Below are 26,592 nucleotides of genomic sequence, written 5' to 3'. Positions count from 1 at the left end.
ATTGGCGGGCGCCGCCCGGCTGAACCTTCTGCTAGCGCCATCGTAAAAGCGGGATGTCTCGTCTCGAGCCCAGATCTAGCCGTGAAGACGACACCCCGCCTCTATTCCACCCTCGCCATGCTCCCCACCCTCCGCAAATAGTCCGCGTGGGTCGGCAGCGTCGCCACCGCGGCGGCGCCGGCGGCGTGCATCTGGCGCAGCGCGGCGGCGACCTTGGCCTCGTCGAGCGCGTCGACCGCGGGTTCATAATCGGCCGGCACCAGCCCCTGACCGAGCCCGACCGCGACCCAGCTCGCGGTGGTGAACAGCTCGGCGGCGTCGCGGAAGACCCGTCCCTTGCCCGCGAACAGCGCCATCCGCCGCCGCAGCGTCTCGGGCACGTCCATCGTGCGCACCGCATCCCAGAACGGCGTGTCGTCGCGCCGTGTCGCTTTGTAGTGGAGGATGATGAAGTCGCGCACGTCCTCGTATAGGTCGCGCATATGGCGGTTGTACTCGTCCCGCTCCTCGGGATCGAAGCGACGATCGGGGAAGAGCGCGATCAGCTTGGCGATGCCGGCCTGGACGAGATGGATCGAGGTCGACTCGAGCGGCTCGACGAAGCCGCTCGCCAGTCCGAGCGACACGACATTGGCGTTCCATGCCAGCGTCCTCCGCCCCGCGACGAACGACAGCCGACGCGGCGCCGCCTGCAGCTCCCCTTCGAGCGAGCCGAGCAGCGCCGCCTCGGCCGCGTCGTCGCCGAGATAGCGGCTGGCGTAGACATAGCCGTTGCCGAGCCGGTGCTGCAGCGGGATGCGCCACTGCCAGCCGAACGGCCGCGCAGTCGCGCGGGTGAAGGGCTCCGGGTCGCCCGGCAGCGCGCAGGGCACCGCGACCGCGCGATCGCACGGCAGCCAGTGGCGCCAATCCTCGTAGCCCGTCGCCAGCGTCTCCTCGATCAGCAGCCCGCGGAAGCCGGAGCAGTCGACGAACAGCTCGCCCGCGATCTCGCGGCCGTCGGCGAGGCGCAGCGCGGCGACCTGCCCGGTCGCGGCGTCGCGGCGGACCGACACGACGCGCCCCTCGACCCGCGTCGCCCCCGCCGCCTCGGCGTAGCGGCGCAGGAAGGCGGCGTATCGGGCCGCGTCGAAATGGAAGGCGTAGCGCAGGTCGCGCAGCGGCGTGGGCGAGTCCGGTGCGGGCCGCGCAAAGCGGCCGGCGCGCGCGGCGACGCCGCTGACCGCCCAGTCAGCGATATCGGGCATGGTGCCGCCGGCCTCGCGCGCGCGCCGCGCCGCGCGCAGCCAGAGCTGGTGGAAGTGGATGCCCTGCAGGTCGCGACCGTGCGCGCCGAACGGGTGCAGGTAGCGCTCCCCCAGCGCGCCCCAGTCGACGAACTCGATGCCGAGCTTGAACGTCCCCGCCGTGGCGCGGAGGAAGTCGTTCTCGTCGATGCCCAGCATCTGGTTGAAGGTGATGAGCGGCGGGATCGTCGCCTCTCCCACGCCGACGGTGCCGATCTCCTCCGACTCGACCAGCGTGATCCGCGTCACGCCATTGTCGAGGAAGCGCGACAGCGCCGCCGCCGCCATCCAGCCCGCGGTGCCGCCGCCGAGGATGACCACGTCGCGGATCGTATGCTCGTTGATCAACCGCTCTCCCCTCGCCGCGCGTCACGCTGCGCTCCGCCGTCTTTGACGCAGCCGGGCCGCGGCGGGAAGCTGCCGCGTCGCGCCCACTGGAATGCGAGCGGCCGGGGCGCGCCGTCGACACGCCCCGGCCGCCCCGACCGCACCGGGGCGCAGCGTTCACTTCTTCTTGCTGGTTCCCGACGCGTCGGACACGGCGTTGCCCGCCGACTCGAGGTCCTTGCCGGCGCCGTGCACGGTGTTGCAGGCGGTGAGCGCGAGCAATGCGCCGAGGCCGATGCCCAGGCCAATCTTCTTGGTCATGTCAGACTCCTTGCAGGAAAGGGGGCGGCGGGCCCGGTACGCCGGCCCGGCGCCGGTCATCAGCGCAGGCGGCGGCGAGTCGCCGCCGTCGCGCCGAACGCGGCCGCACCGGCGCCGGCGAGCAGCGCGAGCACGAGGATGAAGGAAGTGCCGGCGGCCGCACCCGCGGCGGCGTCGGTGGCGGACTTGGCGGTCTGCACCGCGTCGTTCTTCGCCTTCACGAAGTCCTGCTTCGCGCGCGTGACCTGTGCCTGCGCCTCGGCGCGGCTGATCTTGCGCTGCGCCGCGACGATGTCGACGATGCGGCCCTCGGCGCGCGCGCCCTCGGTGCCGCCGCGTGCCAGCGCCGGGAGCTGTTTGGCGATCTCCGTTTGCGCCTGCTCCGGCGTCATCCGCGCCGGATCGCTGGGCGCGTCGGCGAGATAGGCCGAGGCTTCGTCGCGCACATCATTCCGATCGACGCCCGCGATCTGCGCCACTTTCGGCGCCGCCGCGCCGACCGTCGTGCCCGCCGCCCCGGCGACGGCGCCGACCGTGCGGAACGCGCCGCCGATGATGCCGCCCACCGCCGAGGTGAGGAGGTACAAGGTGAGAATCAGCGTCACACCCCAGACCACCAGCCCGTGGACGAGCGCGTCGAACCGCTCCGTCACGCCCGACAGCCGCGCCGCGGCATAGCCGCCCGCGCCGAGCGCGACGACCGTGGTGATCAGCCAGTAGAGCCCCGCGCCGATGCCGAAGCCGGTCGCGCCCGGCGTCGTGCCCTCGACCGGGTCGACCATCGACAGGCCGATGCCGGTGCCGAGGATGCCGAGCAGCAGCTGAACCGCCACCGCCAGCACCACGCCCGCGAAGATCGCGCCCCAGGACACACGCCTGCCGGCGCGCGCGAGAGCCACCTCGTCCAGCGGCGCGTAGCCGCCCGTCACATTCGTCGCCATAGTCACTCCTGTTTTGTCGGTTTGCGGGCGGGGTCGGGCGTGCGCCCCGCCTCCTCCTGCTGCGCGCGCCCCTCGCGCACCGCGGCATCGTCGCCGATCAGCTTGCCGATCGCCGCGCGCGCCGCGCCCTTGGCGCGGCGACGGTCCGCCGCCTCGCCCCGTTCGGGATCCTTCGTCATGCTGGCACCTCCCGCGGCCCGACCGCGACCGCCTCGCTCTCGAACCCGCGCGCGCGCGCCCAGGCAGCGGCCGCGGTGCGGCGGTTGACCCCGATCTTGGCGTAGATCCGCGCGACATGGTTGCGCACGGTGTTGCCCGAGACACCGAGCGCACGCGCGATCGACTTGTCGTCGAGCCCACGGCAGATCAGCGCCAGCACCTCGCGCTCGCGCGCGGTGAGATCGTCGATCCCCGCCCCGCCCAGATCGGGCTGGGGCGCGCGCAGCCGCGCCAGTTTGTCCATGATCGAACGGCTGAACCAGCTGGTGTCCTTCATCACCGCCTCGATCGCCTCGACCAGTTCGAGTTCTGTCGCCTTGCGCTGGGTGATGTCCTGGAAGGCCCAGAGCAGGCAGGCATCGTCGCCGAGCGTGATCGCCTCGGTCGAGACGAGGCAGTCGATCGCGCCGCCGTCCTTGGCGGTGATGCGCGCCTCGTGCGCGCGAAGGTCGCGCCCGTCCTCGATCGCGGCCTCGATGTCGGCGCGCACTGCGTCGCTCGACCACAGGCCGGCGTCGGCGAGCGAGCGGCCGATGATCTCGGTCGCGGCATAGCCGGTCAGCGCGGTGAAGCTGGCGTTCACCTCGCACAGCAGGTGGCCGTCGCGCGCGCCGATCGCCATCGGCACCGGCGCCATCTGGAAGGTGCGGGTGAAGCGCTCCTCGCTGTGGCGCAGCTGCGACTCCGCCTTTCGCCGCGGCTCGAGGTCGGCGAAGGTGAACAGCATGCAGGGCTGGTCGCCCATGTCGATCGGCTGGCCGGCGACGATCACCAGCTTGGTGCCGCCGCCCGGCAGGTCGAGCTCGGCTTCCATCTGCGGGATCGTGCGCCCCTCGGCGAGCCGCTCCTTGGCCAGCTCGCGGCGGTCGGCGCGGCGCAGCACGTCGATGTCGTAGACGGTCTTGCACAGCACCTGGTCGCGCGCGTGACCCGTCATCTCGAGGAAGCCCTGGTTGACCTTGACGAAGCGCAGGTCGGCGAGGCGACAGATCACCGCCGGCGCCGGGTTCGCGTTGAACGATTGTTCGAATCGGTCTTCCGCCTCGTAGCGCGCGGTGACGTCCTGGATCACCAGCACCACGCACGACGGTGCATCCTCGTCGCCGTCGTTGAGCACGAGGCTGCGCACCTGGTGAACCCAGCGCGGCTCGCTCTCGCCCGCGACGGTGACCTCGACCACCACCTCGGAGAAGGAGTCTCCCGCCACCACGCGCTCGATCGGGTAATCGTCCGCCTCGAGCCGGTGGTTGTTGCGGTAGCGCAGCTGGAAGCGCGCGCGATACGCGTCGACGGTGTCGCCAAGCTCGTCGATCCGCTCGACGCCATGCATCGCCAGCGCCGCGGCATTGGCCCACAACAAGGTCTCGTCGGGATCGATCAGGATCACGCCCTCGTCGAGACCGGCGATGATCTGGCGCAGGTGACGCAGATCAGCGGTCTCGCGCAGCGACTTGAGCGACGGTGCCACGCGCGCTCCCGCGTCAGCCGCGCCGGCCGCTGGCGAACCAGCCGAGCGCGAAGCCGCCGAGCGCGGCGATGGCGGCCCACAACATGCGCTCATCGCCCCCCGGCACCGCGGTTTGCGCCTCGTGCGCCCTGCGGCGGGCCACGTCGGCCGCGCGCGCGGCGGCGTCGCCGGCCTTCTCGCGTGCTTCCTGGATCAGGCCGGGCGTGGCGTCGGCGACGTCATCGGCGATCGACTGCGCGCGGCCGAACAGGTTCTCCGCTCCGCCGGCGACCTGGTCCTTGACGCCGCTGACCTGCCAGTCGCGGCTGTCGACCGTGTCGCCGATCGCTTTCTCGACCTTGCCGCCGAGGTAGCGGGCACCGCCGTGCAGCTCGTGCTTGTTCATCTTGGTCCTCCTGTCAGGTGCCCGGAAGAGTCGGCGCGACGCCCTGCGACCGGCGCGAGCCCTCACCCGCGCAGATCGTCGTGGTGTGATCGATCCCACCCGCGACGCCGCGGATGCAGGGTAGCGGCGCACCAGCGACGTCGCGGGCGGGATCGCGGCCGCCGCGGCGATACGCTGCCGCGGCGGTGCCGAGCGGGTGACGCGCCCCACACGACGAGGAGCGCACCGCGTCGACGCCGTCGAGCGACGACGAGGCAGCAGCGCTCCGATCGACGACATGGTGCACGGCAGACCCTCCGGCCCGGAGGCGACATGCATCCGGTTCGGGAGCTAAACCTATCGCAGATTAGGGCGTTCCTGGTAACTTTGCGCTTAAGGACTAGTCCTGTTGTACCAGGCGCTCCCCGTTGGCACGCGCTCGGTACAGATCGGCGAAGCGCTGGTGCAGCACGCGCGCCGCATCGTCGCTGGCGCGCGCGGCGCGGATGAGATGCTCCTCGGAGCGGCGCAGGAGATACGCCCGGTCGATCTTCTTGGCCGCCATGCTCGCCTCGTCCCTCATCACGGCCGATCAGGCCGGATCACCGGACTAGGCGGCGCGCAGGGAGGAGAAAATGAGCTTGAAGTACCAGCCGACTAGTAGGCCAGGCTGGTAGCCCGCAGCGGTCGTGGTGGCGCAAGGATCAGCGCTGGCGGTGCGGCCCGGCAGCATCGGCGCGGGCGGCGGGACGAGGGAATGGTGGAGCCGAGGGGGATCGAACCCCTGACCTTCGCAATGCCATTGCGACGCTCTCCCAGCTGAGCTACGGCCCCATTCCGTCCCGGGAGGCAGCCCCCTAGCCGGGGGCTGCTGGCTTGGCAAGCGGCCTGAGCCGCCTGCCTCGCATTTTTTTCGACCTTAGTTGTTCTCGTCGTCGTCGCTGCTGGTCTCGACGCCGAGATCGTCGTCGCCACCCAGATCGACCTCGTCGTCGGCCGAGGGCTCCTCGTCCTCGTTCGTGTCCAGATCCTCGTCGTCACCGGCGAGGTCGCGATCGGGCTCCTGCTTGTCGGGCTTGGCCTGCTCGAACGGCAGCGGCTGCTTGGACTTGAGGATCGGTTCGGGCTCCCACGCGTGCCCGCAGTTGATGCAGGTGACGGGGTCGTCCTTCTCGAGGTCGTAGAAACGCGTCGCGCATTTCGGGCACGTACGCTTCGTGCCCCATTCCGGCTTGATCATGCCGTGCAAAGCCTTTCGGATGGGTGGATCGACGATGGGTGGCCGTCGAAGTGGGGCGCGCCTTGCCATAGCACAAGCCGGCTGGCAAGCACCGCGCACGATGGCGCATTCCCCTCACACCTCCCCTTCCCCGCGCGTGATCCGCGCGCCCGCCCGGCTCTCCGGCCGCATCCGGGTCCCCGGCGACAAGTCGATCAGCCACCGCTCGCTGATGCTCTCGGCGCTCGCGGTGGGCGAGAGCCGGATCGAGGGTCTGCTGGAGGGCGAGGACGTGCTCGCCACCGCCGCGGCGATGCGCGCGATGGGCGCGACGATCGCGCGCGGCGACGACGCGGTGTGGCGCGTCCAGGGCGTCGGCGTCGGCGGGCTGCTCCAGCCCGCGCAGGCGCTCGACATGGGCAATTCGGGCACCTCGACGCGGCTGCTGATGGGGCTGGTGGCGAGCCACGCGGTCAGCGCCACGTTCGTGGGTGACGCCTCGCTGTCGGGCCGGCCGATGGGGCGCGTGATCACGCCGCTGGCGCGGATGGGGGCCGACATCACGTCGTCGCCGGGCGGGCGGCTGCCGCTGACGGTGCGCGGCCTCGTCCCGTCGGTGCCGATCGACTATGAGCTGCCGGTCGCCTCGGCGCAGGTGAAGTCGGCGGTGCTGCTCGCCGCGCTCAACACGCCGGGCATCACGCGCGTGATCGAGCCGGTGCCGACGCGCGACCATAGCGAGCGCATGCTGGCCGGCTTCGGCGCGCGGCTGACGGTCGAGCAGGGGCCGCGCGGCCGCGTGATCGCGCTCGAGGGCGAGGCCGAGCTGCGGCCGCAGTCGATCACGGTGCCGGGCGACCCCTCGTCCGCTGCCTTTTGGATGGTCGCCGCCTCGGTGGTGCCAGGCAGCGACGTGGTGATCGAGAATGTCGGGCTCAACCCGACGCGCGCCGGGCTCGTCACCGCGCTGCGGATGATGGGCGCCGACATCGCCGAGCTGGCGCCGCGGACCGTGGGCGGCGAGCCCGTCGCCGACCTGCGGGTGCGCCACGCCGCGCTCAGTGGGATCGAGGTGCCGCCCGATCTCGCGCCGTCGATGATCGACGAATATCCGGTGCTGTTCGTCGCCGCCGCCTTCGCCGCCGGCGCGACCGTCGCGCGCGGTGCCGAGGAGCTGCGCGTCAAGGAGAGCGACCGGATCGCCGCGATGCGCGTCGCGCTCGAGGCCAATGGAGTCACCACCGTCGAGCACGAGGATGGGCTCACCGTGCATGGCAATGGTGGCGACAAGATCGCGGGGGGCGCCACCGTGGCGACCCAGCTCGATCATCGCATCGCGATGAGCATGACGATCGCCGCCCTGCACGCGCGCGACTCGATCACGCTCGACGACGCGAGCCCGGTCGCCACGAGCTATCCCGCCTTCTATCAGCAACTCGCAGAGCTTTCCGGAGAGACGGCGTGATCATCGCGGTGGACGGACCGGCGGCCTCGGGCAAGGGCACGATCGCGCGCGCGCTGGCGCGTCATTATCACGTTCCCCATCTCGACACCGGCCTGTTGTACCGGGCGGTGGCGCTCACCGTAATGCGGCTCGAGCTCGACCCGTCGATCGAGGCCGACGCGGTCGCCGCCTGTGGCTTCGACGAGGATCTGCTCGCCGACGCGGCATTGCGCGACGACGCTACCGGGCAGATCGCCTCGATCGTCTCGGCGCATCCGCTGGTTCGCGCGGCGCTGCTCCAACGGCAGAAACGGTTCGCGCACCAGCCCGGCGGCGCGGTGCTCGACGGGCGCGACATCGGCACGGTGATCGCCCCCGACGCCGACGCCAAGCTGTTCATCCGCGCGACCCCGACGATCCGGGCGCAGCGCCGCCATGCCGAGCTGCGCGCGCGCGGCGACGACACCAGCTACGACCAGGTGCTCGCCGATATCCGCTCGCGCGACGACCGCGACAGCTCGCGCGCCACTGCCCCGCTGGTGCCCGCGATCGACGCCGCGCAGCTCGACACCAGCTTCCTGTCGATCGAGGCGGCGGTGGCCAAGGCGATCGCGCTGGTCGAGGCGCGGCTGGCACGTGCCGCCGCGATGGCAGCGCCGTCGGTTTGAGGGGGCTGGCGTGAGAATGATGTCGAGGCGCGGGGGCGTTTGGCACCAGTCTCCCCACCCCTTCCACCTTCATCCTGAACTCGTTTCAAGATCCACCGCTCCGCAGGCGCCGCGACGGGGGCGTGAGCGACACCGTGAATCCTGAAACGAGTTCAGGATGACGGCGGTTGTAGGGCGCTAATGGTAGCGCCTTGGCCGACCGTGCGTCCGCCGCTTGTCCACCCTCCGCTTATCCGCTATATAACTTAGGTCCGGTGGGCTGGGGCTCGCGGAGGCATGGCGCGACAGGCAGGTCCTCTCGCGCCTTTTCGCTTATGGGCGGCGTCTCCTCGCACCTCGTGCCGACACGGATGTCGCGCGCGGCATGCGGCCGCCGCGACGGTGATGGCCAAGACCAGCGGACCCAACCGCTTGGCCGGAAACACGACTAGGACGAAGCATTTATGGCCTCTACGGCAACTCCCTCGCGCGACGAATTCGCGGCGCTGCTCGATGACATGTTCGGCGGTGCCGACAGCTTCGAGGGCCGCGTGGTGCTCGGCACCGTGACCGGCATCGAGAACGACCTGGCGGTGATCGACGTCGGTCTGAAGAGCGAGGGCCGCGTGCCGCTGCGCGAGTTCGCACCGGCGCCGGGACAGAAGGCCGAGCTCAAGGTCGGCGACGAGGTCGAGGTCTATGTCGACCGCGTCGAGAACATGCACGGCGAGGCGATGCTCAGCCGCGACCGCGCGCGCCGCGAGGCCGCCTGGGACAAGCTCGAGCTCGAGTTCAGCAAGACCGCGCGCGTCGAGGGCGTGATCTTCGGCCGCGTCAAGGGCGGCTTCACCGTCGACCTCAACGGCGCGGTGGCGTTCCTCCCCGGCTCGCAGGTCGACATCCGCCCGGTGCGTGACGTCACGCCGCTGATGGACATCCCGCAGCCGTTCCAGATCCTCAAGATGGACCGCAAGCGCGGCAACATCGTGGTGTCGCGTCGCGCGGTGTTGGAAGAGACCCGCGCCGAGCAGCGCTCGGGCCTGATCCAGTCGCTCCACGAGGGCCAGATCATAGACGGCGTGGTGAAGAACATCACCGACTACGGCGCCTTCGTCGATCTGGGCGGGATCGACGGCCTGCTGCACGTCACCGACCTCAGCTACAAGCGCGTCGGCCACCCGAGCGAGATGATCAACATCGGCGACACCGTGAAGGTGCAGATCATCCGCATCAACAAGGACACGCAGCGCATCTCGCTGGGCATGAAGCAGCTCGAGAGCGATCCGTGGGACGGCGCGTCGTCCAAGTACCCGGTCGGCGCCAAGCTGTCGGGCCGAGTCACGAACATCACCGAATATGGTGCGTTCGTCGAGCTCGAGGCGGGCATCGAGGGCCTCGTCCACGTGTCCGAGATGTCCTGGACCAAGAAGAACGTCCATCCCGGCAAGATCGTGTCGACCTCGCAGGAGGTGGACGTGGTGGTGCTCGAGGTCGACGAGGACAAGCGCCGCATCTCGCTGGGCCTGAAGCAGGCGCAGGCCAATCCGTGGGAGGCGTTCGCCGCCGCGCACCCGATCGGCTCGACCGTCGAGGGCGAGGTCAAGAACGCGACCGAGTTCGGTCTCTTCATCGGCCTGGACAACGACGTCGACGGCATGGTCCACATGTCCGACATCGCGTGGGGCGTGTCGGGTGAGGACGCGCTCAACCTGCACCGCAAGGGCGAGACCGTCCAGGCGGTGGTGCTCGACATCGATCCGGAGAAGGAGCGCATCTCGCTCGGCATGAAGCAGCTCGAGCGCGGCGGTCCGGTCGCGGCGGGCGCGGGCGATCGCCTGGGCAAGAACCAGGTCGTCACCGTCACCGTGCTCGAGGTCCGCGACGCAGGTCTCGAAGTGCAGCAGGGCGACGACGGCGCGACCGGCTTCATCAAGCGCACCGACCTCGGCCGCGACCGCGACGAGCAGCGTCCGGAGCGCTTCCAGGTCGGCCAGAAGTTCGACGCGATGGTCACCGGCTTCGATCGTTCGAAGAAGCCCACCTTCTCGATCAAGGCGATGCAGATCTCCGAGGAGAAGCAGGCAGTGGCGCAGTACGGCTCGTCCGACTCGGGCGCGTCGCTGGGCGACATCCTGGGCGAGGCGCTCAAGGCGCGCGACACCAAGAAGTAAGCTGTTCGACACCGCGAGGTGACGAGCGAGGGGATCGGCCGCGAGGCCGGTCCCCTTCCTCGTTCTTCCCGATCGGTGCGATGGTAGCGCTCAACCGTACAACACTGACCCATAATGCTGAAAAACGACCAGATCGGTGCTATCGCGCGGGGAAGCTTATCTGTATCAACCCGGCTCGCTTGGTATACGCCGGAAGTGGACGCAGGATGATACGCTCGGAGTTGGTGCAGCAGTTGGCCGCCGGTAATCCGGAGCTGGCGCAGCGCGACGTGGAGGCGATCGTGGCCACCTTCTTCGACGAGATCACCGCGCGGCTGGCCAGCAACGGCCGAGTCGAGCTGCGCGGCTTCGGTGCCTTCTCCACGCGCGCACGCGACGCGCGTGTCGGGCGCAACCCGCGCACCGGCGAGACCGTCGAGGTCGACGCTAAGCGCGTGCCGTTCTTCAAGCCCGGCAAGGAGATGCGCGTCCGCCTCAACGTCGGCGAGTGACGCGCCGGGTTGACGCGGTCCGTCGCAACCGCTTCGTGGGCGACGATGGGCGGACGTGGCGGAATCGGTAGACGCTGGGGACTTAAAATCCTCTGCCATCGGCGTGCGGGTTCGAGTCCCGCCGTCCGCACCATCTTCGGGCGAGCGACCGCGGCCGCGCTGCTGATCACCACCGCCAGCTGCGGGCGGCGCGCCGACGTCGGCCCGGTGGTCGTCAGTGTCATCGGCGGCGCGCCCCAGCTGCCCGGCCGCAGCCGAGCGCGACTGGGCGAGCCCGAGCGGTTGCTCATCGACTCGCTCGCCGAGGGTCTCGTGCGGCTCGACGCCTCGGGTCAGGTGGAGGCGGGCGTGGCGGAACGCTGGATCGTCACAGACGAGGGCCGCAGCTACATCTTCCGCCTGCGCGACGCGCATTGGCCCGACGGTGCACCGGTGCGCGCGGCGCAGGTGGTGGCGCTGCTGCGGCGCGAGATCAGCGCGCGCTCGGGCAACCGGCTCGCGCCCTATCTCACCGCGGTCTCGTCCATCGTCGAGATGACCCCTGAGGTGATCGAGGTCGAGCTGGCGCGTCCACGCCCCGACCTGCTGAAGTTGTTTGCCCAGCCGGAGCTCGCCCTGGTGCGCGATCGCCCGCGCCCGCCCGGCGGCGCGGGGCCGTTCCGTCAGCGCGCCGAGCGCGGCGGAGGGCTGCTGCTCGCACCCGCGCTCGATCCCGACCGCGACCCGGAGGAACCCGGCCCCGCCCCCGAGGATGACGTGCTGTTGCGCGGCGAACGCGCCGCGAGCGCGATCCTGCGCTTCGTCGAGCGCCAGTCGGACCTCGTCACCGGCGGCACGATCGCCGACTGGCCGCTGCTGCGCGCCGCCAACCCCGCACCGATCAACGTCAAGCTGGATCCCGCCGCCGGCCTCTTCGGCCTGGCGGTAGTCCGGCGCGATGGCTTCCTCGCGGACGCTGCCAACCGCGGCGCAATCGCTATGGCGTTCGACCGCGGCGATCTGGTGGCGAGCGTCTCGAGCGACTGGGCAGCGCGCGAGACCGTGCTGCCCGAGCAGCTCGACTCCGCCGCGCCACCGGCCAACCCCGGCTGGAGCACGGTCCTCCCCGAGCAGCGTCAGACCGCCGCGCGCGCGCGCGTGAGCGCGTGGCGGCTCGCCAACGGTGCGACGCCGACGCTGCGGCTCGCGCTGCCCGGCGGCGCGGGCGGGACATCGCTGTGGGCGCGGCTGGCGCGCGACCTTTACGGGATCGGCGTGCGGCCGGTCCGCGTCGCCGCCGATTCGACCGACGCCGATTTGCGCCTGGTCGACGAGGTCGCGCCCTATGACAGCGCGCGCTGGTATCTCTCTGAGGCCTGCGCCTCCTGCTCGGACGCGGCGCATGAGGCGATCGAGGCGGCGCGGCTCGCCGACACGCTCGACGCGCGCGCGCGCGCCAGTGCCACCGCCGATCGGCTGCTGACCGACGACGTCGCCTTCATCCCACTGGCGCGACCGTTCCGCTGGTCGCTGGTGGCGCTGCGGCTGCGCCAATGGCAGCCCAACGCGCGGGCCTGGCACCCGTTGAACCGGCTGCGCGCCGACACCAACTAAGTTCCATGAACGCTCGTCCCACCCCGCTGGCCGCGCCGCTGCTCGACTCGCTGCCGACCGGCAGTGACCCCGCCTCGGTGCGTCGCCGCGTCGAGGCGATGGAACAGCTGCTCGAGGGGCTGTTCGTCATCCCCGGCATCAATCGTCGCGTCGGGCTAGACGCCATCATCGGGCTGGTCCCCGTGGTGGGCGACCTGATCACCGCGGCGATGGGGATGTGGATCGTCTGGGAGGCGCGCAATCTCGGGATGAGTCGTGCCGCGCTGATGGGGATGACCGCGCGGATCGGCTTCGACACCTTGCTCGGCGCGGTTCCGCTGATCGGCGACGCGGCCGACCTGATGTATCGCTCAAACACGCGCAACGTGAAGCGGATCAAGCGCTACCTCGACAAGCATCACCCCGCGACGGTGACGGTCACGCGCTGAGGCTCAGCGAAGTCTTGGCCGGAACACGGTACCGCCGCACAGCGGACGCGGCGCACCGGTGGTGCCGGGGAAGCTGATCGGCAGCCCGCGCAGTGTCCGTACCGCCATGAAGGCGAAGCCCTCCGCCTCGAGCGAGTCGCCGTTCCACCCGAGCACGTCGACCGGCTCGGCCGGGAGGCCGGTCTGCTCGGCGATCATCCGCATCAGCGTCGGGTTGAGCCGCCCGCCGCCGCCGACCAGCAGCCGTCGCGGCGCGCGCGGCAGCAGCCGCAGCGCCACCGCGACGCTCGCCGCGGTGAAGGCGGTCAGCGTCGCCGCGCCGTCGGCCAGGCTCAGACCGCGCGCGGGCTGGATCGTGAAGTCGCTGCGATCGAGCGACTTGGGATAGGGCGCGTCGAAGAAGGGGTGGTCGAGCATCGCGCCGAGCACGCTCTCGTCGACCCGGCCGGCCGCGGCGGTGGCGCCGTCGCGATCGAAGCGCTCGCCCGCCTCCTGCTCCATCCAGCTGTCGATCAGGCCGTTGGCGGGGCCGGTGTCAAAGGCGGCGAGCGGCGCGCCGTCCGCCACCAGGGTGATGTTGGCGACACCGCCCAGGTTGAGCACCGCGACCACGTCGCCGAACGCGGCGGCGCGCGCGGCGTGATAGACCGGCAGCAGCGGCGCGCCCTGCCCCCCCGCGGCGACATCGGCGGAGCGGAAGTCGCCGACCGTAGTGATGCCCGTGACGTCGGCGAGCGTCTGGCCGTCGCCGATCTGCCACGTCCAGCCGCGATCGGGGCGATGCGCCACGGTCTGGCCGTGGAAGCCGATGGCGTCGACCTCGCCGGCCGTCACCCCGGCGTCGCGCAATAGCTTCTGCACAGCCAGTGTGTGGGTGCGCGTGATCAGGTCGGCCGCGGCGACGATCGGCGGGCTCGCGCGCGGGCGCTGGAAGCCGAGCGCCAGCTGGGTGGCGGCGGCGAGCTGCGCCCGCGCCTGATCCGAATAGGGCTCGCCGCGAAACGCCACCAGCCGCGCCGCGCGCTCGCCGTCGGTCTCGATCAGCGCCGCGTCGATGCCGTCGAGCGAGGTGCCCGACATCAGCCCGATCGCCAGCATCGTGTCTGTCTCCCGCCCCATCATCGCGCGGTCCTATCGCTACGTCAGCGGTGCTGGCAAATCGGGCCGTCGCGCATTATGTGCGCGGCGTCTCATGGCAACTTTACTCCCCTCCCCGCCGCGCGTCGGCATGGTCTCGCTCGGCTGTCCGAAGAATCTGGTCGATTCCGAGCGGATCCTGACGCAGCTGCGCGCCGACGGCTATCAGATGTCGCCCGACTATGCGGGTGCCGATGTCGTGCTGGTCAACACCTGCGGCTTCCTCGACTCCGCCAAGGAGGAGAGCCTCGAGGCGATCGGCGAGGCGATCGCCGAGAACGGGCGCGTGATCGTCACCGGCTGCATGGGCAAGGAAGCCGAGGCGATCCGCCAGCGCTTCCCCGACGTGCTCGCGATCACCGGCGCGCATGAATATGAACAGGTGGTCGAGGCGGTCCATGCCGCCGCACCTGCGGCGATCAGCCCCTATGTCGACCTGATACCCGACGCCGGGCTCAAGCTGACCCCGCGCCATTACAGCTACCTGAAGATCTCGGAGGGCTGCAACCACCGCTGCTCCTTCTGCATCATCCCGTCGCTGCGCGGCGATCTGGTCAGCCGCCGCCCGGACGCGATCCTGCGCGAGGCCGAGAAGCTGGTCGCCGCGGGCACGCGGGAGCTGCTGGTGATCAGCCAGGACACGTCCGCCTACGGGATCGACATCCGCGACCAGCCACGCCGCTGGAAGGACCGCGAGGTGCGCCCGCACATGACTGATCTCGCGCGCGAGCTCGGCCGGATCGCGCCCTGGGTGCGGCTCCACTATGTCTATCCCTATCCGCACGTCGACCAGGTGATCCCGCTGATGGCGGACGGTCTGGTGCTGCCCTATCTCGACATACCGTTCCAGCATGCCGCGCCCGCGGTGCTGCGGCGGATGAAGCGGCCGGCCAACGACGCCAAGGTGCTCGGCCGCATCCGCGCCTGGCGCGAGATCTGCCCCGATATCGCGATCCGCTCGACCTTCGTGGTCGGCTTTCCCGGCGAGACCGAGGCCGATTTCCAGTATCTGCTCGACTGGCTCGACGAGGCGCAGCTCGACCGCGTCGGCGCCTTCCGCTTCGAGCCCGTAGCGGGCGCGTCGGCGAACGATCTGCCCGACCCGGTGCCCGAGGCGGTGAAGGAGGAGCGCTATGCCCGCATCATGGAGAAGACCGCGGCGATCTCGGCGGCCAAGCTCGCCGCCAAGGTCGGGCGCACGCTCGAGGTGATCGTCGATGCGGTCGACGCGGCGAGCGGTGGCGCCACCGCTCGCTCGCAGGCGGATGCGCCCGAGATCGACGGCGAGGTGCAATTGCGCGACGCCGGCCATCTCGCGCCCGGTGACATCGTCCGCGTCGTGGTCGAGGACGCCGACGAGCATGATCTATACGGCGTGCCGGTTGCCGCTTGACGCCGCCGCGCCCACTGCTAAGAGGCGCCCTCGCTTCGGCGAATGCCCTTGGGGCGGAGTAGCTCAGCTGGTTAGAGCAGCGGAATCATAATCCGCGTGTCGGGGGTTCAAGTCCCTCCTCCGCTACCATCGCCCAACAAGATGCTTCAGCGCGCGAGGCGCGCAGCAGACTGGGCACCTTCATCACGCTCCTGGCCGTCGGGCACGGTCGCACGGCACGGACCTCCGGCGTCACGTGCACATAATTGCACCTCACGGGTGATCGGCGCGTTCGGCCAAGGTAAGCATCAGCGCGGTCGTTCGCGCAGGCTCAGCGCCCTTCGACTGACCTGCGATGAGCTTGGATCTTCCCGTGCTAGCGGGCGGTATCACGCGAGGCGAGATAGAAGGCCTTGGCCGATCGCGAGCGCCACTCCGCCAGCCGCTCAGCCTCGGCGGCTCGGTGGCGCTGCACCGCGAGCTCCCAGGCTCGTCCGGACTGGCAGACCTGTCGCGGTACTGCGCCACCGGCGTCCTCGCGCTCCTGGACACAGACGATCCTCTGCTGCTCCTCGCGGGACAATCGGCTCGGCCGCTCGCGTGCCTCGGCCGCGCCGAACATGGCGGCGGCGATCAATGGAAGCAAGAGGATCACGCGCATCGGTCTCAACTCCGCGATACGGAACCCATAGAGACGATGATCGCCGCGCAGGTCAACGGCCGAGCGGCACCAGAGCGGCGCGACATGCCGTCACAGGCCCGGGAACCGATTATCCGTCAGCGGTCGAACAGGTGGCGCGACAGCGGCTCCCACGGGCCGCCGCGATACCAGTAAGCCGACAGCCCAGCGATCGTCACCGGTCGCGCGACGAACACCGCCTTGAGCCGCTCGAGCAGCGCGCGCGCCTCACTCGGCTCGACCTTGTTCTGCACCGTCACGTGCGCGCGCCAGCCCGCCTGGTCCTGCGGCGTCAGCGAGCCGCGAAACGAATCCGCGAGGCGCGCCCGTATCGCCTCCAGTTCAGGGCTCTCGACACGATAGGCGACGCCGCGCCCCAGCGAGACCACGCCCGCGAGCCGCGCGCGCGGCGGCGCCACGCCGCGAGTCTCCGCTACCAAGCGCTGGCGCAGCTCGGCCGCGGCGCTCGGCGGCAGATGGTGGAACATGGTCAGGTGTGCCGCCAACTGGTTCCGCTCGGGCGGGAAGTAGGCGCGGCGCTGCTCGTCGAGGAAGGCCTGGTCCGCCGCACCGAACAGAGCGGTGACGATGATCGGCGCCGGGGTCGGGGGGACGGGCTCGCTCAAATCTCGATCTGACTGCCCAGTTCGACCACACGATTGGTCGGCAGGCGGAAGAATTCCATCGCGCTCTCGGCGTTGCGCAGCATCCAGCTGAACAATTTCTCGCGCCAGATCGCCATGCCCGGTCGGTCCGAGGCGAGCAGCGTCTGACGGCTGAGGAAGAAGCTGGTGTCCATCATGCGGAACTCGGCGCCGCAGCCGTCATAGGAGCGCAGGTGCGCCGGCACGTCGGGCTCTTCCATGAAGCCGTAGCGCAGGACCACCCGGTGGAAGCCCTGCCCGAGATCCTCGTGGAGGAAGCGGTCCTCCTCAGGAAAATACGGCATGTCGGTGACGCGCACCGTCAGCAGGATCACGCGCTCGTGCAGCACGCGATTGTGCTTGAGATTGTGGAGCAGCGCGTGCGGCACGCCCTCGGGCGTCGAGGTCATGAACACCGCGGTGCCGGGCACGCGCGTGGCGGAGGTGGCGGCGGAGTCGATGAAGATCTTGATCGGCATCGCCGCCTCGCGCATCCGCTCGAGCATCAGCTTGCGCCCCTGCGACCAGGTGGTGAGCAGCACGAAGACGATCACCGCGACCAGCAGCGGGAACCAGCCGCCGTCCGGCACCTTCGTCAGGTTCGAGGCGAAATACAGCCCGTCGATCGACAGGAAGGTGATCTCGAACAGCGCGGTCGCCCAGATCGGCCAATGCCACACGCGGCGGATCAGCACGCCGACCATGCATGTCGAGATGAACATCGTCCCCGTGACCGCGATGCCGTAGGCCGCGGCCAGGTTGGACGACTCGCCGAAGCCGAACACCAACAGCAGCACCATGATCATGAGCGCCCAGTTCACGGCGGGGATGTAGATCTGGCCCGCCTCCGACGCGCTGGTGTGCGTGATCCGGATCCGCGGCATCAGCCCGAGCTGCACCGCCTGCTGCACCACCGAATAGGCACCGGTGATCACCGCCTGGCTCGCGATCACCGTCGCCATCGTCGCGAGGATCACCAGCCACAGACGCCAGCTCTCCGGCGCCATCAGGAAGAAGGGATTCTCCGCCGCGGCGGGGTTCTCCAGCAGCAGCGCGCCCTGTCCGAGATAGTTGATCATCAGTGCGGGCAGCACGAAGCCAAGCCAGGCGTAGGAGATCGGTTTGCGCCCGAAATGCCCCATGTCGGCGTACAGCGCCTCGGCTCCGGTCACCGCCAGCACCACCGAACCCAGCGCGAGGAAGGCGAGCGTCCCGTCGTTGGCGGCGAAGCGCACCGCGTACATCGGGTTGAGCGCGTAGAAGATATCGGGTCGCGCGACGATGTGGATTCCGCCCATGACCGCGAGAACCACGAAATAGACCAGCATGATCGGCCCGAACAGCCGCCCCACCTTCTCCGTCCCGATCGACTGGAGATAGAAAAGCGCGATCAGGATCGTCACCGCGATCGGTAACACGAACGAGTCGAAGCCCTGCTCCACCGTCGCGAGCCCCTCGACCGCCGACAGCACCGAGATCGCGGGCGTGATCATACAATCGCCGAAGAACAGAGCGGTGGCGAGCACGCCGAGGATGACGAGGCTCGGCCCCCAGCGCTTGCCCGCGCCCGAGCGGCGCTGGATCAGCGCGAGCAGCGCGAGGCTGCCCCCCTCGCCGTTGTTGTCGGCACGCAGGATGATCAGCACGTATTTGAGCGTGACGATCAGCATCAGCGACCAGAACACGAGGCTGATCACGCCGAAGATATGGAGCGGATCGACCGCGAGCGGATGGTGCCCGACGAACACCTCCTTCATCGCGTAGAGCGGGCTGGTGCCGATGTCGCCGTACACCACGCCGATCGCGCCGAGCGCGAGCCGCGCGAGCCCGTCGCCGCTGCCGTGGTGATGCCCCGACTGGGCCTGCGCCCGGACCGCCGGATCGTCGGTGTTCACGCTCATGCGTTGCCGACCGTGCTCGAGGCGTCGCCCGCGTGTCTACCCATGGTGCTGGCGCGCCTAGCACGCGCGCAGAGGGCCGGCAACGCGGAACAGATATCGAACGGCGGGGTTGTCGACACGCTACAGGAGATGGTGATGAGCGACGACAACCCCAAGACCCACCCCTACTCGAACGCGGAGAAGGACCCCGACGACTGGACCACCGGCGACGAGCCGATGACGGGCGCGCAGGCGAGCTATCTCAAGACGCTGAGCGAGGAGGCGGGCGAATCGTTCGACGAAACGCTGAGCAAGGCCGACGCGTCGAAGAAGATCGACTCGCTGCAGGAGCAGACCGGGCGCGGCAAGGCCGACTGATTCGATCGCGCGGGCGTCACCCTCCGCGCGAGGGATCGACGCCCGCGGCGATGAACTGATCGAGCACCAGCACGCGCCGCACCAGCTCGCGACGGTAGTCGGTACGCGGCGCGGAGAGCGCCACCGCGCGCAGCCACAGCGCGCGCGCCTGGGCGAGCTGACCCGCCTTCAGATAGGCCATGCCGAGATAGTAAGGCGGCGCCGGATGCTCGGGCGCGAGCCGCGCCGCCTGGCGGAAGGCGAGCAGCGCCGGGGGAGAGAGCCGGTCGCCCGCGTCCGCCGCGAGCGTCACGCCCGCCCAGGTCCACAGGATGAAGCTCTTCGGCAGCTTCGACAGGCCCCCCATCACCACCCGCGCGGCGGCACGGCTGTTGCCACTGCGGGTCATGGCATCGGCGGCGACGAGATAGGCGGTGTCCGCGGTGTAGCGCCCGAGCAGGCTGTCGCGCAGCGCGATCTCGTCGGGGTCGATGGGCGCGATCTCGGTGCGCGGCGTCGCCGGCCGGGCACCGAGCAGCGGCGAACCCTGCCAGGCGTAGCCGGCGCCGCCGAGGCAGAGCGCGGCGGCGAGCAGCGTCCACAGGGCACGATCCGCGCGCAGCAGCGCCAGCGCGCCGAAGGCGCCGGCGCCGAGCAGCAGCAGCGCGACGAAGCCCATCACTGCTTCTCCAGCGTGCGGGTCTCGTGCATCTTCCCCGCCATCTGCGGCGGCATGTATTTCTCGTCGTGCTTGGCGAGCAGGTTGGTCGCGCTGAACGAGCCGTCGGGGTTGAAATGTCCCTCCGCGACCACGCCGGAGCCCTCGCGGAACAGGTCTGGCGCGATGCCGCTGAAGCGCACCGGCGTCGTCGCCTGTCCGTCGGTGACGGTGAAGGCGATCGAGACGCCGTCACCCGCTCGACGGATGGAGCCGCGCTCGACCATCCCGCCGAGCCGCACCGCGCGGTCGGGCGCGGGCAACGCCCCGCGCACGTCGCTCGGCGCGTAGAAGAACGCGGCTTGCCCGCGCAGCCCCGACAGCGCCAGCAGCGCCGCTGCGGCGAGCGCGACGAGGCCGAGCACCACCAGCGTCATCCGCTGCGACTTGGGCGTCACTTCTCGTGCTTCCGCATCGCGCGATAACTCAGCCAGCCGACCAGCGCGCCGGCGCCGAGGACCAGGACGTAGGCCGCGGTGACGTAGGGCCAGGGGTTCACGCCAGCGCCCTCCGCCGCAGTCGCGCCTCGGCCTTGGCCGCGGCGAGGATCGCGCGCATCCGCATCAGCACGATGGCGCCGAACAGGCAGGAGAAGCCGACCAGCATGATCGGCAGCGGCCAGAGCAAGGAACGGTCGATCGTCGACGAGGTCAGCCCGATGCTCGGCCCCTGGTGCAGCGTGTTCCACCACACCACCGAATAGCGGATGATCGGCAGCAGCACGGTGCCCGCGATGCCGTAGATCGCGGGGACGCGCCCGTCGCCGCCGCGCTCGCGATCGGCGTTGGAGAGCGCGATGAAGCCGAGATAGACGAAGAACAGCAGCAGCATCGAGGTCAGCCGCCCGTCCCACTGCCACCACGTTCCCCAGGTCGGCCGCCCCCAGATCGCCCCGGTGACGAGGCACAGCGCGGCGAAGGTCGCGCCGGGCACCGCGACCGCGCGAGCGGCGACCTCGGCGAGCGGGTGCCGCCAGACCAGGAAGGCGGTGCTCGCGATCGCGATCGCGCTCCACCCGCCCATGCCGAGCCACGCCGAGGGCACGTGGACGTAGAGGATCCGCACCGTCTCGCCCTGGAGGTAATCGGGCGGAGTTTGGGTCAGCCCGGCCCAGCTGCCGAACGCCACCAGCGCCACCCCCAGCCACCACAGCCAGGGCGTGAGCGGGCGCGCGATCCGCAGGAAACGGGCGGGATTGGCGAGGGCGTGGAGCGTCGGCAAGAGTGTGGTGCGTCTCGATCGGGTCAGGCGGGAGGAACAGCTAGGCGATGCAGCAGCTTAGCGGCTCTTACCCGGCGAGGCGAGCGGCTCAGTCGCGCGACGACGGCGGCGCCGCGGGCGGCACGGTGCTGGGGGCGCTGACCTGGGCGGTGGTGACCGGCGGACCCTTGGCGATCACCGCGGCGAGCTCGGTCGCCTGGGTGCACTGGCCCTGGCACAAGCTGCGCACCCGGGCGAGGTTCTGCTTGGCGCGCTCCACCGCACCCTTGGCCACCATCGCCTCGCCCTGCCCGGTCAGCGCGGCGATGTCGTTCGGCTCGAGCAGCAGCGCCTCGCGATAGAGCCGGATCGCCTTGCCCGGCAACTGGCGCGCTTCCGCCACCTGCGCGAGCGCGATGAAGGCCTGTCGGTTGCGCGGATCCACCGCCACCGCGCTCTCGAACAGATCGGTCGCGCCGTCGATATTGCCCGCGGTGCGCGCCGCTTTGCCCTGCTGGAGCAGCGCCATGCTGCGCGCGTCGATCTGGTCGTCCGGGCGCTGGCCGTGCAGCGAGGTCGAGATCGACACCAGCGCCAGCGCCGCCGCAGTGGCGACCGAGGTGAAACGCATGAACGGCTCCAGCTTCGACACGATCGCCAGCGCCTAGCATGGCGCCCGCAGCCGCGCGACGAAAAAACCGTCGGTGCCGTCGTGCGCTGGAGTGAGGCGGACGCCTTGCTCGCGCGCGCGTCCGAACGGCAGCGCGAGCGGCTCGGCCTGCCAGCCGGGATGATCGGCGAGGAAGCGCTCGATCTGGTCCGCCCCCTCGGCGTCGAGCAGCGAGCAGGTGACGAACACCAGCGCACCGCCGGGGCGCACCGCCGGCGCCCCCAGCGCGAGCACGTGGCGCTGCATCGCAGCGTAGCGCTCGAGCCGCTCGGGGGTGAGTCGCCAGCGGGCCTCGGGGTTGCGCCGCCAGGTGCCGCTGCCCGAACAGGGCGCGTCGACGAACACGATGTCGGCGACGATGTCGGCGAGCGCTTCGGCCTCGCGCCCGCCATCGAGCAGGCGAGTCTCGATGATCGTCGCCCCCGCTCTGTTTGCGCGGGGCGCAAGCCGGGCCAGCCGCGCGCGGTCGACGTCGCTGGCGATGATCCGGCCCCGGTTCGCCATCGCGGCGGCGAGCGCGAGGCTCTTGCCCCCGGCCCCGGCGCAGAGGTCCAGCACCGTCATGCCCGGCGCGGCGCCGGCGGCGAGCGTCACCGCCTGGCTGCCCGCGTCCTGCGCCTCGATCAGCCCGGCATGAGGCGCGAGGTCGATACCGGCGGGTAGCCGGAGCGCGTCAGGCAGGCCGGGGATCGCCGCCGCGCCGTCGATCGCAGGTGCCTCCCCGCGCAGCCGGTTGACGCGGACGTCGAGCGGCGCGCGTTCGACTAAGGCAGCCTGCTCGTCGTCGCCGAGCCCAGACGCCGCGAACCGCTCGGCCAACCAATGGGGCAGGACGCCGGGGGTCGCGGCGGTCTCGTCGCCGATCGGCGCGGGACCGTGCGGTGAGCCGTCGAAGGTGGCAGCGAGCGCCGCGTCGTGGCGTGCCAGCGCGAGCAGCGCGGCGCGTCCGCTCGCCGGTCGCTCGCCGAGCGCGCGGATCGCGGCATAGACCAGCTCGCGCACCGCGCGCCGGTCCTTCGAGCCGGCGTAGCGACGCGTCGCGAAGTAGCGCGCGATCAGCGTGTCCGCGGCGGCGCCGCCCTGCTCCGCGGCCGCGACGATCGAGTCGAGCAGCTCGATCGCCGCCTGAGTGCGCGCCGCGGGAGTCATTCAGCGGGTCGGGTAATTGGGCGCCTCGCGCGTGATCGTGACGTCGTGGACATGGCTCTCCTTGAGCCCCGCACCGGTGATCTGGACGAAGCGCGCGCGCTCCTGGAGGTCGCGGATCGTCGCCGAGCCGGTATAGCCCATCGCCGCCTTGATGCCGCCGACCAGCTGATGGATCACGTCGCGCGACGGCCCCTTATAAGGCACCTGCCCCTCGATCCCCTCGGGCACGAGCTTGAGCTGGTCGCGTACCTCGCCCTGGAAGTAACGGTCCGCCGAGCCGCGCCCCATCGCGCCCACGCTTCCCATGCCGCGATAGGATTTGTACGCACGCCCCTGATAAAGGAAGGTTTCTCCCGGAGCTTCCTCGGTCCCGGCGAGCAACGAGCCGACCATGCAGGTCGACGCGCCCGCGGCCAGCGCCTTGGCGAGATCGCCCGAGGTGCGAAGCCCGCCGTCGGCGATCACGGGCACGCCCGCGGCGGCGCCGGCCTCGGCGCAGTCCATCACCGCGGTGAGCTGGGGCACGCCGACGCCGGCGACGACGCGGGTGGTGCAGATCGAGCCCGGACCGATGCCGACCTTGATGCCGTCCGCGCCGGCGTCGATCAGCGCGCGCGTTGCCTCGCCGGTGGCGACGTTGCCAGCGACGACCTGGACCGAGTTGGACAGCTTCTTCACGCGCTCGACCGCGCGCGCGACGTCGCGGTTGTGGCCGTGCGCGGTGTCGATGACGATCAGGTCGCACTCGGCGTCGACCAGCGCCTCGGTGCGCGCGAAGCCCTTGTCGCCGACCGTGGTGGCGGCGGCGACGCGCAGGCGGCCCGCCGCGTCCTTGGTCGCCTCCGGGTACATTACCGCTTTCTCGATGTCCTTCACGGTGATCAGGCCGACGCAGCGATAGGCATCGTCGACGACCAGCAATTTCTCGATGCGGCGCTGGTGGAGCAGGCGGCGCGCCTCTTCCTTCGCGACACCGGTCGAGACGGTGACGAGATTCTCGCGCGTCATCAGCTCGGCGACGGGCTGGTTCGGATTCTCGGCGAAGCGCACGTCGCGGTTGGTGAGGATGCCGACCAGCTTGCCGTCGCGCTCCACCACCGGGATGCCGCTGATGCGGTTGGCCTTCATCAGCGCCTGTGCCTGCGCCAGCGTCGCCTCGGGCGCGATCGTGATCGGGTTGACCACCATGCCGCTCTCGAAGCGCTTGACCTGGCGCACCGCGGCGACCTGCTCGTCGACGGTAAGGTTGCGGTGGAGCACGCCCATGCCGCCCAGCTGCGCCATCACGATCGCCATGTCCGCCTCGGTGACGGTGTCCATCGCCGAGGACAGGATCGGAATGTTGAGCGCGATGTCGCGCGTCAGCTTCGTGCGCGTGTCCGCCTCGCCGGGGAGCACCGCGGACTCGGCGGGCGTGAGCAGCACGTCGTCGAAGGTGAGGCCGAGGCGGATATCCATGAGGCGCCGAATCCTTGGGAGCGAGGAGTGGCGCGCCATGTAACCGCGTTCCCCGCATCTCGCTAGGCCCCCCGCCCCGCGCCGGCTATGATCGCGGCGTGGACGTGGTGAAACCGCGGGGGAGAGAGACGATGACGGTGACGCTGGCCTTGCTGTTCCTGGCTTTGGTCGTCTTCTACCTGCTGACGAGCATCAAGATCGTCCGCCAGGGCTATCAGTACACGATCGAGCATTTCGGCCGCTACACCGGCACCGCCGCACCCGGCTTCAACTTCTACCCCGCCTTCTTCTACCGCGTCGGCCGGCGCGTGAACATGATGGAGCAGGTGATCGACATCCCCGGGCAGGAGATCATCACCAAGGACAATGCGATCGTCTCGACCGACGGCGTGGTCTTCTTCCAGGTGCTCGACGCCGCCAAGGCGGCCTATGAGGTGTCCGATCTCTATGTCGCGCTGCTCCAGCTGACGACCACCAATCTGCGCACCGTGATGGGCTCGATGGACCTCGACGAGACGCTGTCCAAGCGCGACGAGATCAACGCGCGGCTGCTCTCGGTGGTGGATCACGCCACCGTCCCGTGGGGCGTCAAGATCACCCGCGTCGAGATCAAGGACATTCGCCCGCCCGCCGACATCGTCGCGGCGATGGGCCGGCAGATGAAGGCCGAGCGCGAGAAGCGCGCCAACATCCTCGACGCCGAGGGCGCGCGCGCCTCCGAGATCCTGCGCGCCGAGGGGCAGAAGCAGGCGCGCATCCTCGAGGCCGAGGGCCGGCGCGAGTCGGCCTATCGCGACGCCGAGGCGCGCGAGCGGGCGGCGGAGGCGGAGGCCAAGGCGACGCAGGTTGTGTCCGATGCGATCGCCTCGGGCGGGACTCAGGCGATCAACTATTTCGTCGCGCAGAAATATGTCGAAGCGGTCGGCAAGTTCGCGACCAGTCCGAACGCCAAGACCATCCTGTTCCCGGTCGAAGCCACGCAACTGATCGGCACTCTCGGAGGGATCGGCGAGCTCACCAAGAGCGTGCTCGCGCCGAAGGACTCGCCCGAGGCACCCCTCGACCTGCCGCGCTCGGCACTCGAACCGCGGTGATGGGCTGGGACTGGCTGGGTGACCCCGGCGCGGCGTGGCTCGCCGCCGCGCTGCTGCTCGGCATCGCGGAGCTGGCGGTGCCGGGCGTGTTCCTCGTCTTCCTCGCGCTCGCGGCGGCGGTGACCGCGGCGATCAGCTACGCGCTCGCACCGCTGCCGCTCGCGGCGCAGCTCGTCTGCTTCGCCCTCTGGAGCGTGATGGCGGTGATCGTGGGGCGGCGTTGGTACCGCGACTATCCGGTCGGCGGCGGGGACGAACGCCTCAACGACCGCGCCGCCCGACTCGTCGGCGAGGTGACGCGACTGGAGAGCGCGATCATCGACGGCCGCGGCCGCGTCGCCGTGGGTGATGGGAGCTGGCCCGCGCGCGGCCCCGACCTCCCCGCGAACGCGCGCGTGCGCATCGTCGCGGTGCGTGACGGCGTGGTCAGTGTGGAGGAAGCGTGAGGGCGTGAGCGCATCGGCGTGGGGCGTGCGCTATGCTGCGGCCGGCTCGCGGCGTCGGCGTGGCGCCAGCAGCTATTCCGGCGTCATCCTGAGCTTGTCTCAGGATCCACTGCTCCGCGAACGCCCCGGCCTCCGGAGGAGCGGGACGGTGGATCCTGAGACGAGCTCAGGATGACGCCAAGTAAGAGGGGCGTGCGAGACCGCAGCGTCTTCGGTTGCGCCGCTCACACTTCGCGGGCGCCTCAGTGCGGCAGGCCGTAGCGCGTCACCAGCGACTCGAACGTCTCGTCGGTCAGCGGGGAGAGGAACTGGCAGCCCGCCACCAGATCGTCGGCCCAGACGACGATCGCCGCGACCACGCCCAGGCCCGGAATCGTGAGCCAGATCGACTCGTCGCGCGCCATGGCGGAGAAGGTCAGCAGACGGCAGCCGTGCAGCGAGAGGTCCATGACCTTGCACAGGGTGCGCGCCATGCCGCTCTGCTCGACCGGTGCCGAGACGGCGACGGGGGCGCGACGTCCGCGGCGGACGGGGCGCTCGGCGGGGGCATATTCGGCAGCGAACATGGCGGCGAAGCTACGCCGCCATGCCTAACAACAGGTTTACTTACGCAGCGTGAGCCCGCCGCCGAAGCGCTTGTTGAAGCGCGCGACCTGGCCACCCTGGTCGAGCATCTGACCCTTGCCGCCGGTCCAGGCCGGGTGCGCGAGCGGATCGATCTCGAGCGTCATCACGTCCCCTTCCTTGCCCCACGTGGAGCGAGTCTCGTAGACGGTGCCGTCGGTCATCTGCACCTTGATCATGTGATAGTCGGGGTGGGTATCGTTCTTCACGGTCACGCTCCTGAGCGGCTGGTTCCGACCAGCCTG

General features: G+C 70.4%; 31 protein-coding genes and 3 tRNA genes. 12 read left to right on the top strand and 22 right to left on the bottom strand.

What is annotated here, in order from left to right:
• Positions 1-101 precede the first annotated feature (101 nt).
• The 10 genes from KZ820_RS00420 to KZ820_RS00375 form a co-directional block, all read right to left on the bottom strand.
• Positions 102-1,631 carry a tryptophan halogenase family protein gene (locus tag KZ820_RS00420; protein ID WP_219748025.1) on the bottom strand — a complete coding sequence of 510 codons (1,530 nt, stop codon included), beginning with the start codon at positions 1,629-1,631 and terminating at the stop codon, positions 102-104.
• Positions 1,632-1,790: 159 nt separating this feature from the next.
• Positions 1,791-1,934 (bottom strand): entericidin A/B family lipoprotein, encoded by a 144-nt coding sequence (locus KZ820_RS00415; protein ID WP_219746778.1) that lies wholly within the window; start codon positions 1,932-1,934, stop codon positions 1,791-1,793.
• A 59-nt stretch (positions 1,935-1,993) separates the two neighbouring features.
• Entirely contained in the window at positions 1,994-2,875 is an 882-nt protein-coding gene (locus KZ820_RS00410; RefSeq protein WP_219746777.1) for a hypothetical protein, read from the bottom strand.
• Between the two features lie 2 nt (positions 2,876-2,877).
• Positions 2,878-3,054 carry a hypothetical protein gene (locus KZ820_RS00405; protein ID WP_219746776.1) on the bottom strand — a complete coding sequence of 59 codons (177 nt, stop codon included), beginning with the start codon at positions 3,052-3,054 and terminating at the stop codon, positions 2,878-2,880.
• Positions 3,051-4,562 (bottom strand): PAS domain S-box protein, encoded by a 1,512-nt coding sequence (locus KZ820_RS00400; protein ID WP_308462079.1) that lies wholly within the window; start codon positions 4,560-4,562, stop codon positions 3,051-3,053. The genes KZ820_RS00405 and KZ820_RS00400 overlap by 4 nt, the downstream gene beginning before the upstream one ends.
• 13 nt (positions 4,563-4,575) lie before the next feature.
• Positions 4,576-4,947, bottom strand: a complete 372-nt coding sequence (locus tag KZ820_RS00395) for a CsbD family protein (RefSeq protein ID WP_219746774.1) — start codon at positions 4,945-4,947, stop codon at positions 4,576-4,578.
• Positions 4,948-4,960: 13 nt separating this feature from the next.
• Positions 4,961-5,233 carry a hypothetical protein gene (locus tag KZ820_RS00390; protein WP_219746773.1) on the bottom strand — a complete coding sequence of 91 codons (273 nt, stop codon included), beginning with the start codon at positions 5,231-5,233 and terminating at the stop codon, positions 4,961-4,963.
• A 93-nt stretch (positions 5,234-5,326) separates the two neighbouring features.
• Positions 5,327-5,491 (bottom strand): hypothetical protein, encoded by a 165-nt coding sequence (locus tag KZ820_RS00385; RefSeq protein ID WP_219746772.1) that lies wholly within the window; start codon positions 5,489-5,491, stop codon positions 5,327-5,329.
• Positions 5,492-5,684: 193 nt separating this feature from the next.
• A tRNA-Ala gene (locus KZ820_RS00380) sits at positions 5,685-5,760 on the bottom strand.
• A gap of 85 nt (positions 5,761-5,845) precedes the next feature.
• Complete coding sequence (locus KZ820_RS00375; RefSeq protein WP_219746771.1) at positions 5,846-6,166, bottom strand: TIGR02300 family protein; 321 nt, start codon at positions 6,164-6,166, stop codon at positions 5,846-5,848.
• Between the two features lie 100 nt (positions 6,167-6,266).
• Between KZ820_RS00375 and aroA the strand changes: the two genes are divergently transcribed.
• From aroA to KZ820_RS00340, 7 genes are all read left to right on the top strand, one after another.
• Positions 6,267-7,610, top strand: coding sequence for a 3-phosphoshikimate 1-carboxyvinyltransferase (aroA, locus tag KZ820_RS00370; protein ID WP_219746770.1), 1,344 nt, complete (start codon positions 6,267-6,269; stop codon positions 7,608-7,610).
• A complete protein-coding gene (cmk, locus tag KZ820_RS00365; protein WP_219746769.1) occupies positions 7,607-8,257 on the top strand; it encodes a (d)CMP kinase in 651 nt (216 codons plus the stop codon). The genes aroA and cmk overlap by 4 nt, the downstream gene beginning before the upstream one ends.
• A gap of 443 nt (positions 8,258-8,700) precedes the next feature.
• Positions 8,701-10,407, top strand: coding sequence for a 30S ribosomal protein S1 (gene rpsA / locus KZ820_RS00360; protein ID WP_219746768.1), 1,707 nt, complete (start codon positions 8,701-8,703; stop codon positions 10,405-10,407).
• Between the two features lie 206 nt (positions 10,408-10,613).
• Entirely contained in the window at positions 10,614-10,898 is a 285-nt protein-coding gene (locus tag KZ820_RS00355; RefSeq protein ID WP_219746767.1) for an integration host factor subunit beta, read from the top strand.
• Between the two features lie 49 nt (positions 10,899-10,947).
• A tRNA-Leu gene (locus KZ820_RS00350) sits at positions 10,948-11,031 on the top strand.
• A gap of 74 nt (positions 11,032-11,105) precedes the next feature.
• Entirely contained in the window at positions 11,106-12,491 is a 1,386-nt protein-coding gene (locus KZ820_RS00345) for an ABC transporter substrate-binding protein (RefSeq protein ID WP_308462077.1), read from the top strand.
• Positions 12,492-12,496: 5 nt separating this feature from the next.
• Entirely contained in the window at positions 12,497-12,919 is a 423-nt protein-coding gene (locus tag KZ820_RS00340) for a DUF4112 domain-containing protein (RefSeq protein WP_219746766.1), read from the top strand.
• Positions 12,920-12,922: 3 nt separating this feature from the next.
• Here KZ820_RS00340 and KZ820_RS00335 read toward each other — a convergent pair whose 3' ends face one another.
• The gene (locus KZ820_RS00335; protein WP_219748023.1) at positions 12,923-14,017 is read right to left on the bottom strand and encodes an anhydro-N-acetylmuramic acid kinase; all 1,095 of its coding nucleotides are present in this window, start codon (positions 14,015-14,017) and stop codon (positions 12,923-12,925) included.
• 94 nt (positions 14,018-14,111) lie between these two features.
• Here KZ820_RS00335 and rimO point away from each other — a divergent pair, with 94 nt between their 5' ends.
• Both rimO and KZ820_RS00325 read left to right on the top strand, forming a co-directional pair.
• On the top strand, positions 14,112-15,449 hold the full coding sequence (rimO, locus tag KZ820_RS00330) for a 30S ribosomal protein S12 methylthiotransferase RimO (RefSeq protein ID WP_219746765.1): 1,338 nt from the start codon (positions 14,112-14,114) through the stop codon (positions 15,447-15,449).
• A gap of 52 nt (positions 15,450-15,501) precedes the next feature.
• Positions 15,502-15,578 (top strand) — tRNA-Met (locus KZ820_RS00325).
• A gap of 226 nt (positions 15,579-15,804) precedes the next feature.
• Here the strand turns inward: KZ820_RS00325 and KZ820_RS00320 are convergent.
• The 3 genes from KZ820_RS00320 to KZ820_RS00310 all read right to left on the bottom strand — a co-directional run bounded on the left by KZ820_RS00320 (position 15,805) and on the right by KZ820_RS00310 (position 18,652).
• Positions 15,805-16,089, bottom strand: coding sequence for a hypothetical protein (locus KZ820_RS00320; RefSeq protein ID WP_219746764.1), 285 nt, complete (start codon positions 16,087-16,089; stop codon positions 15,805-15,807).
• 116 nt (positions 16,090-16,205) lie between these two features.
• Complete coding sequence (locus KZ820_RS00315) at positions 16,206-16,733, bottom strand: 2'-5' RNA ligase family protein (RefSeq protein WP_219746763.1); 528 nt, start codon at positions 16,731-16,733, stop codon at positions 16,206-16,208.
• Positions 16,730-18,652, bottom strand: coding sequence for a potassium transporter Kup (locus KZ820_RS00310; RefSeq protein WP_219746762.1), 1,923 nt, complete (start codon positions 18,650-18,652; stop codon positions 16,730-16,732). Before KZ820_RS00310 ends, KZ820_RS00315 begins: the two co-directional genes overlap by 4 nt.
• A 135-nt stretch (positions 18,653-18,787) precedes the next feature.
• Between KZ820_RS00310 and KZ820_RS00305 the strand changes: the two genes are divergently transcribed.
• On the top strand, positions 18,788-19,009 hold the full coding sequence (locus KZ820_RS00305; RefSeq protein WP_219746761.1) for a DUF3072 domain-containing protein: 222 nt from the start codon (positions 18,788-18,790) through the stop codon (positions 19,007-19,009).
• 16 nt (positions 19,010-19,025) lie between these two features.
• On the opposite strand, the gene KZ820_RS00300 is transcribed toward KZ820_RS00305, so the two are convergent.
• The 6 genes from KZ820_RS00300 to guaB all read right to left on the bottom strand — a co-directional run bounded on the left by KZ820_RS00300 (position 19,026) and on the right by guaB (position 24,183).
• Positions 19,026-19,667 (bottom strand): tetratricopeptide repeat protein, encoded by a 642-nt coding sequence (locus KZ820_RS00300; protein WP_219746760.1) that lies wholly within the window; start codon positions 19,665-19,667, stop codon positions 19,026-19,028.
• The gene (ccmE, locus tag KZ820_RS00295) at positions 19,667-20,104 is read right to left on the bottom strand and encodes a cytochrome c maturation protein CcmE (RefSeq protein ID WP_219746759.1); all 438 of its coding nucleotides are present in this window, start codon (positions 20,102-20,104) and stop codon (positions 19,667-19,669) included. The genes KZ820_RS00300 and ccmE overlap by 1 nt, the downstream gene beginning before the upstream one ends.
• Positions 20,105-20,201: 97 nt before the next feature.
• A complete protein-coding gene (gene ccmC / locus KZ820_RS00290) occupies positions 20,202-20,927 on the bottom strand; it encodes a heme ABC transporter permease CcmC (RefSeq protein ID WP_219746758.1) in 726 nt (241 codons plus the stop codon).
• 88 nt (positions 20,928-21,015) lie between these two features.
• Positions 21,016-21,537 (bottom strand): tetratricopeptide repeat protein, encoded by a 522-nt coding sequence (locus KZ820_RS00285; protein WP_219746757.1) that lies wholly within the window; start codon positions 21,535-21,537, stop codon positions 21,016-21,018.
• A 33-nt stretch (positions 21,538-21,570) separates the two neighbouring features.
• Positions 21,571-22,725, bottom strand: a complete 1,155-nt coding sequence (locus KZ820_RS00280) for an RsmB/NOP family class I SAM-dependent RNA methyltransferase (protein WP_219746756.1) — start codon at positions 22,723-22,725, stop codon at positions 21,571-21,573.
• The gene (gene guaB / locus KZ820_RS00275) at positions 22,726-24,183 is read right to left on the bottom strand and encodes an IMP dehydrogenase (RefSeq protein WP_219746755.1); all 1,458 of its coding nucleotides are present in this window, start codon (positions 24,181-24,183) and stop codon (positions 22,726-22,728) included.
• Between the two features lie 131 nt (positions 24,184-24,314).
• Between guaB and KZ820_RS00270 the strand changes: the two genes are divergently transcribed.
• Both KZ820_RS00270 and KZ820_RS00265 read left to right on the top strand, forming a co-directional pair.
• Positions 24,315-25,277 carry an SPFH domain-containing protein gene (locus KZ820_RS00270; RefSeq protein ID WP_219746754.1) on the top strand — a complete coding sequence of 321 codons (963 nt, stop codon included), beginning with the start codon at positions 24,315-24,317 and terminating at the stop codon, positions 25,275-25,277.
• A complete protein-coding gene (locus tag KZ820_RS00265; RefSeq protein WP_219748022.1) occupies positions 25,277-25,723 on the top strand; it encodes an NfeD family protein in 447 nt (148 codons plus the stop codon). Before KZ820_RS00270 ends, KZ820_RS00265 begins: the two co-directional genes overlap by 1 nt.
• 242 nt (positions 25,724-25,965) lie before the next feature.
• Here the strand turns inward: KZ820_RS00265 and KZ820_RS00260 are convergent, their stop codons facing one another.
• The gene (locus KZ820_RS00260; RefSeq protein WP_132907766.1) at positions 25,966-26,289 is read right to left on the bottom strand and encodes a PilZ domain-containing protein; all 324 of its coding nucleotides are present in this window, start codon (positions 26,287-26,289) and stop codon (positions 25,966-25,968) included.
• Positions 26,290-26,325: 36 nt separating this feature from the next.
• Positions 26,326-26,556, bottom strand: a complete 231-nt coding sequence (rpmE, locus tag KZ820_RS00255) for a 50S ribosomal protein L31 (RefSeq protein ID WP_132907765.1) — start codon at positions 26,554-26,556, stop codon at positions 26,326-26,328.
• Positions 26,557-26,592: the final 36 nt, after the last annotated feature.

Source organism: Sphingomonas citri, assembly GCF_019429485.1.
Taxonomy (GTDB): Bacteria; Pseudomonadota; Alphaproteobacteria; order Sphingomonadales; family Sphingomonadaceae; genus Sphingomonas; species Sphingomonas citri.
Note: the sequence above shows the minus strand (reverse complement) of the source record. Positions and strands in the feature narration are given on the sequence as shown.

Coding starts and splice junctions, on each gene's coding strand:
- rpsA (WP_219746768.1), top strand. CDS start 8,701: ATGGCCTCTACGGCAACTCCCTCGCGCGACGAATTCGCGGCGCTGCTC.
- KZ820_RS00395 (WP_219746774.1), bottom strand. CDS start 4,947: ATGAACAAGCACGAGCTGCACGGCGGTGCCCGCTACCTCGGCGGCAAG.
- guaB (WP_219746755.1), bottom strand. CDS start 24,183: ATGGATATCCGCCTCGGCCTCACCTTCGACGACGTGCTGCTCACGCCC.
- KZ820_RS00340 (WP_219746766.1), top strand. CDS start 12,497: ATGAACGCTCGTCCCACCCCGCTGGCCGCGCCGCTGCTCGACTCGCTG.
- aroA (WP_219746770.1), top strand. CDS start 6,267: ATGGCGCATTCCCCTCACACCTCCCCTTCCCCGCGCGTGATCCGCGCG.
- KZ820_RS00405 (WP_219746776.1), bottom strand. CDS start 3,054: ATGACGAAGGATCCCGAACGGGGCGAGGCGGCGGACCGTCGCCGCGCC.
- KZ820_RS00415 (WP_219746778.1), bottom strand. CDS start 1,934: ATGACCAAGAAGATTGGCCTGGGCATCGGCCTCGGCGCATTGCTCGCG.
- KZ820_RS00385 (WP_219746772.1), bottom strand. CDS start 5,491: ATGGCGGCCAAGAAGATCGACCGGGCGTATCTCCTGCGCCGCTCCGAG.
- KZ820_RS00260 (WP_132907766.1), bottom strand. CDS start 26,289: ATGTTCGCTGCCGAATATGCCCCCGCCGAGCGCCCCGTCCGCCGCGGA.
- KZ820_RS00355 (WP_219746767.1), top strand. CDS start 10,614: ATGATACGCTCGGAGTTGGTGCAGCAGTTGGCCGCCGGTAATCCGGAG.
- KZ820_RS00285 (WP_219746757.1), bottom strand. CDS start 21,537: ATGCGTTTCACCTCGGTCGCCACTGCGGCGGCGCTGGCGCTGGTGTCG.
- KZ820_RS00270 (WP_219746754.1), top strand. CDS start 24,315: ATGACGGTGACGCTGGCCTTGCTGTTCCTGGCTTTGGTCGTCTTCTAC.
- rimO (WP_219746765.1), top strand. CDS start 14,112: ATGGCAACTTTACTCCCCTCCCCGCCGCGCGTCGGCATGGTCTCGCTC.
- KZ820_RS00410 (WP_219746777.1), bottom strand. CDS start 2,875: ATGGCGACGAATGTGACGGGCGGCTACGCGCCGCTGGACGAGGTGGCT.
- KZ820_RS00375 (WP_219746771.1), bottom strand. CDS start 6,166: ATGATCAAGCCGGAATGGGGCACGAAGCGTACGTGCCCGAAATGCGCG.
- KZ820_RS00320 (WP_219746764.1), bottom strand. CDS start 16,089: ATGCGCGTGATCCTCTTGCTTCCATTGATCGCCGCCGCCATGTTCGGC.
- KZ820_RS00305 (WP_219746761.1), top strand. CDS start 18,788: ATGAGCGACGACAACCCCAAGACCCACCCCTACTCGAACGCGGAGAAG.
- KZ820_RS00310 (WP_219746762.1), bottom strand. CDS start 18,652: ATGAGCGTGAACACCGACGATCCGGCGGTCCGGGCGCAGGCCCAGTCG.
- KZ820_RS00265 (WP_219748022.1), top strand. CDS start 25,277: ATGGGCTGGGACTGGCTGGGTGACCCCGGCGCGGCGTGGCTCGCCGCC.
- KZ820_RS00280 (WP_219746756.1), bottom strand. CDS start 22,725: ATGACTCCCGCGGCGCGCACTCAGGCGGCGATCGAGCTGCTCGACTCG.
- KZ820_RS00335 (WP_219748023.1), bottom strand. CDS start 14,017: ATGCTGGCGATCGGGCTGATGTCGGGCACCTCGCTCGACGGCATCGAC.
- KZ820_RS00300 (WP_219746760.1), bottom strand. CDS start 19,667: ATGGGCTTCGTCGCGCTGCTGCTGCTCGGCGCCGGCGCCTTCGGCGCG.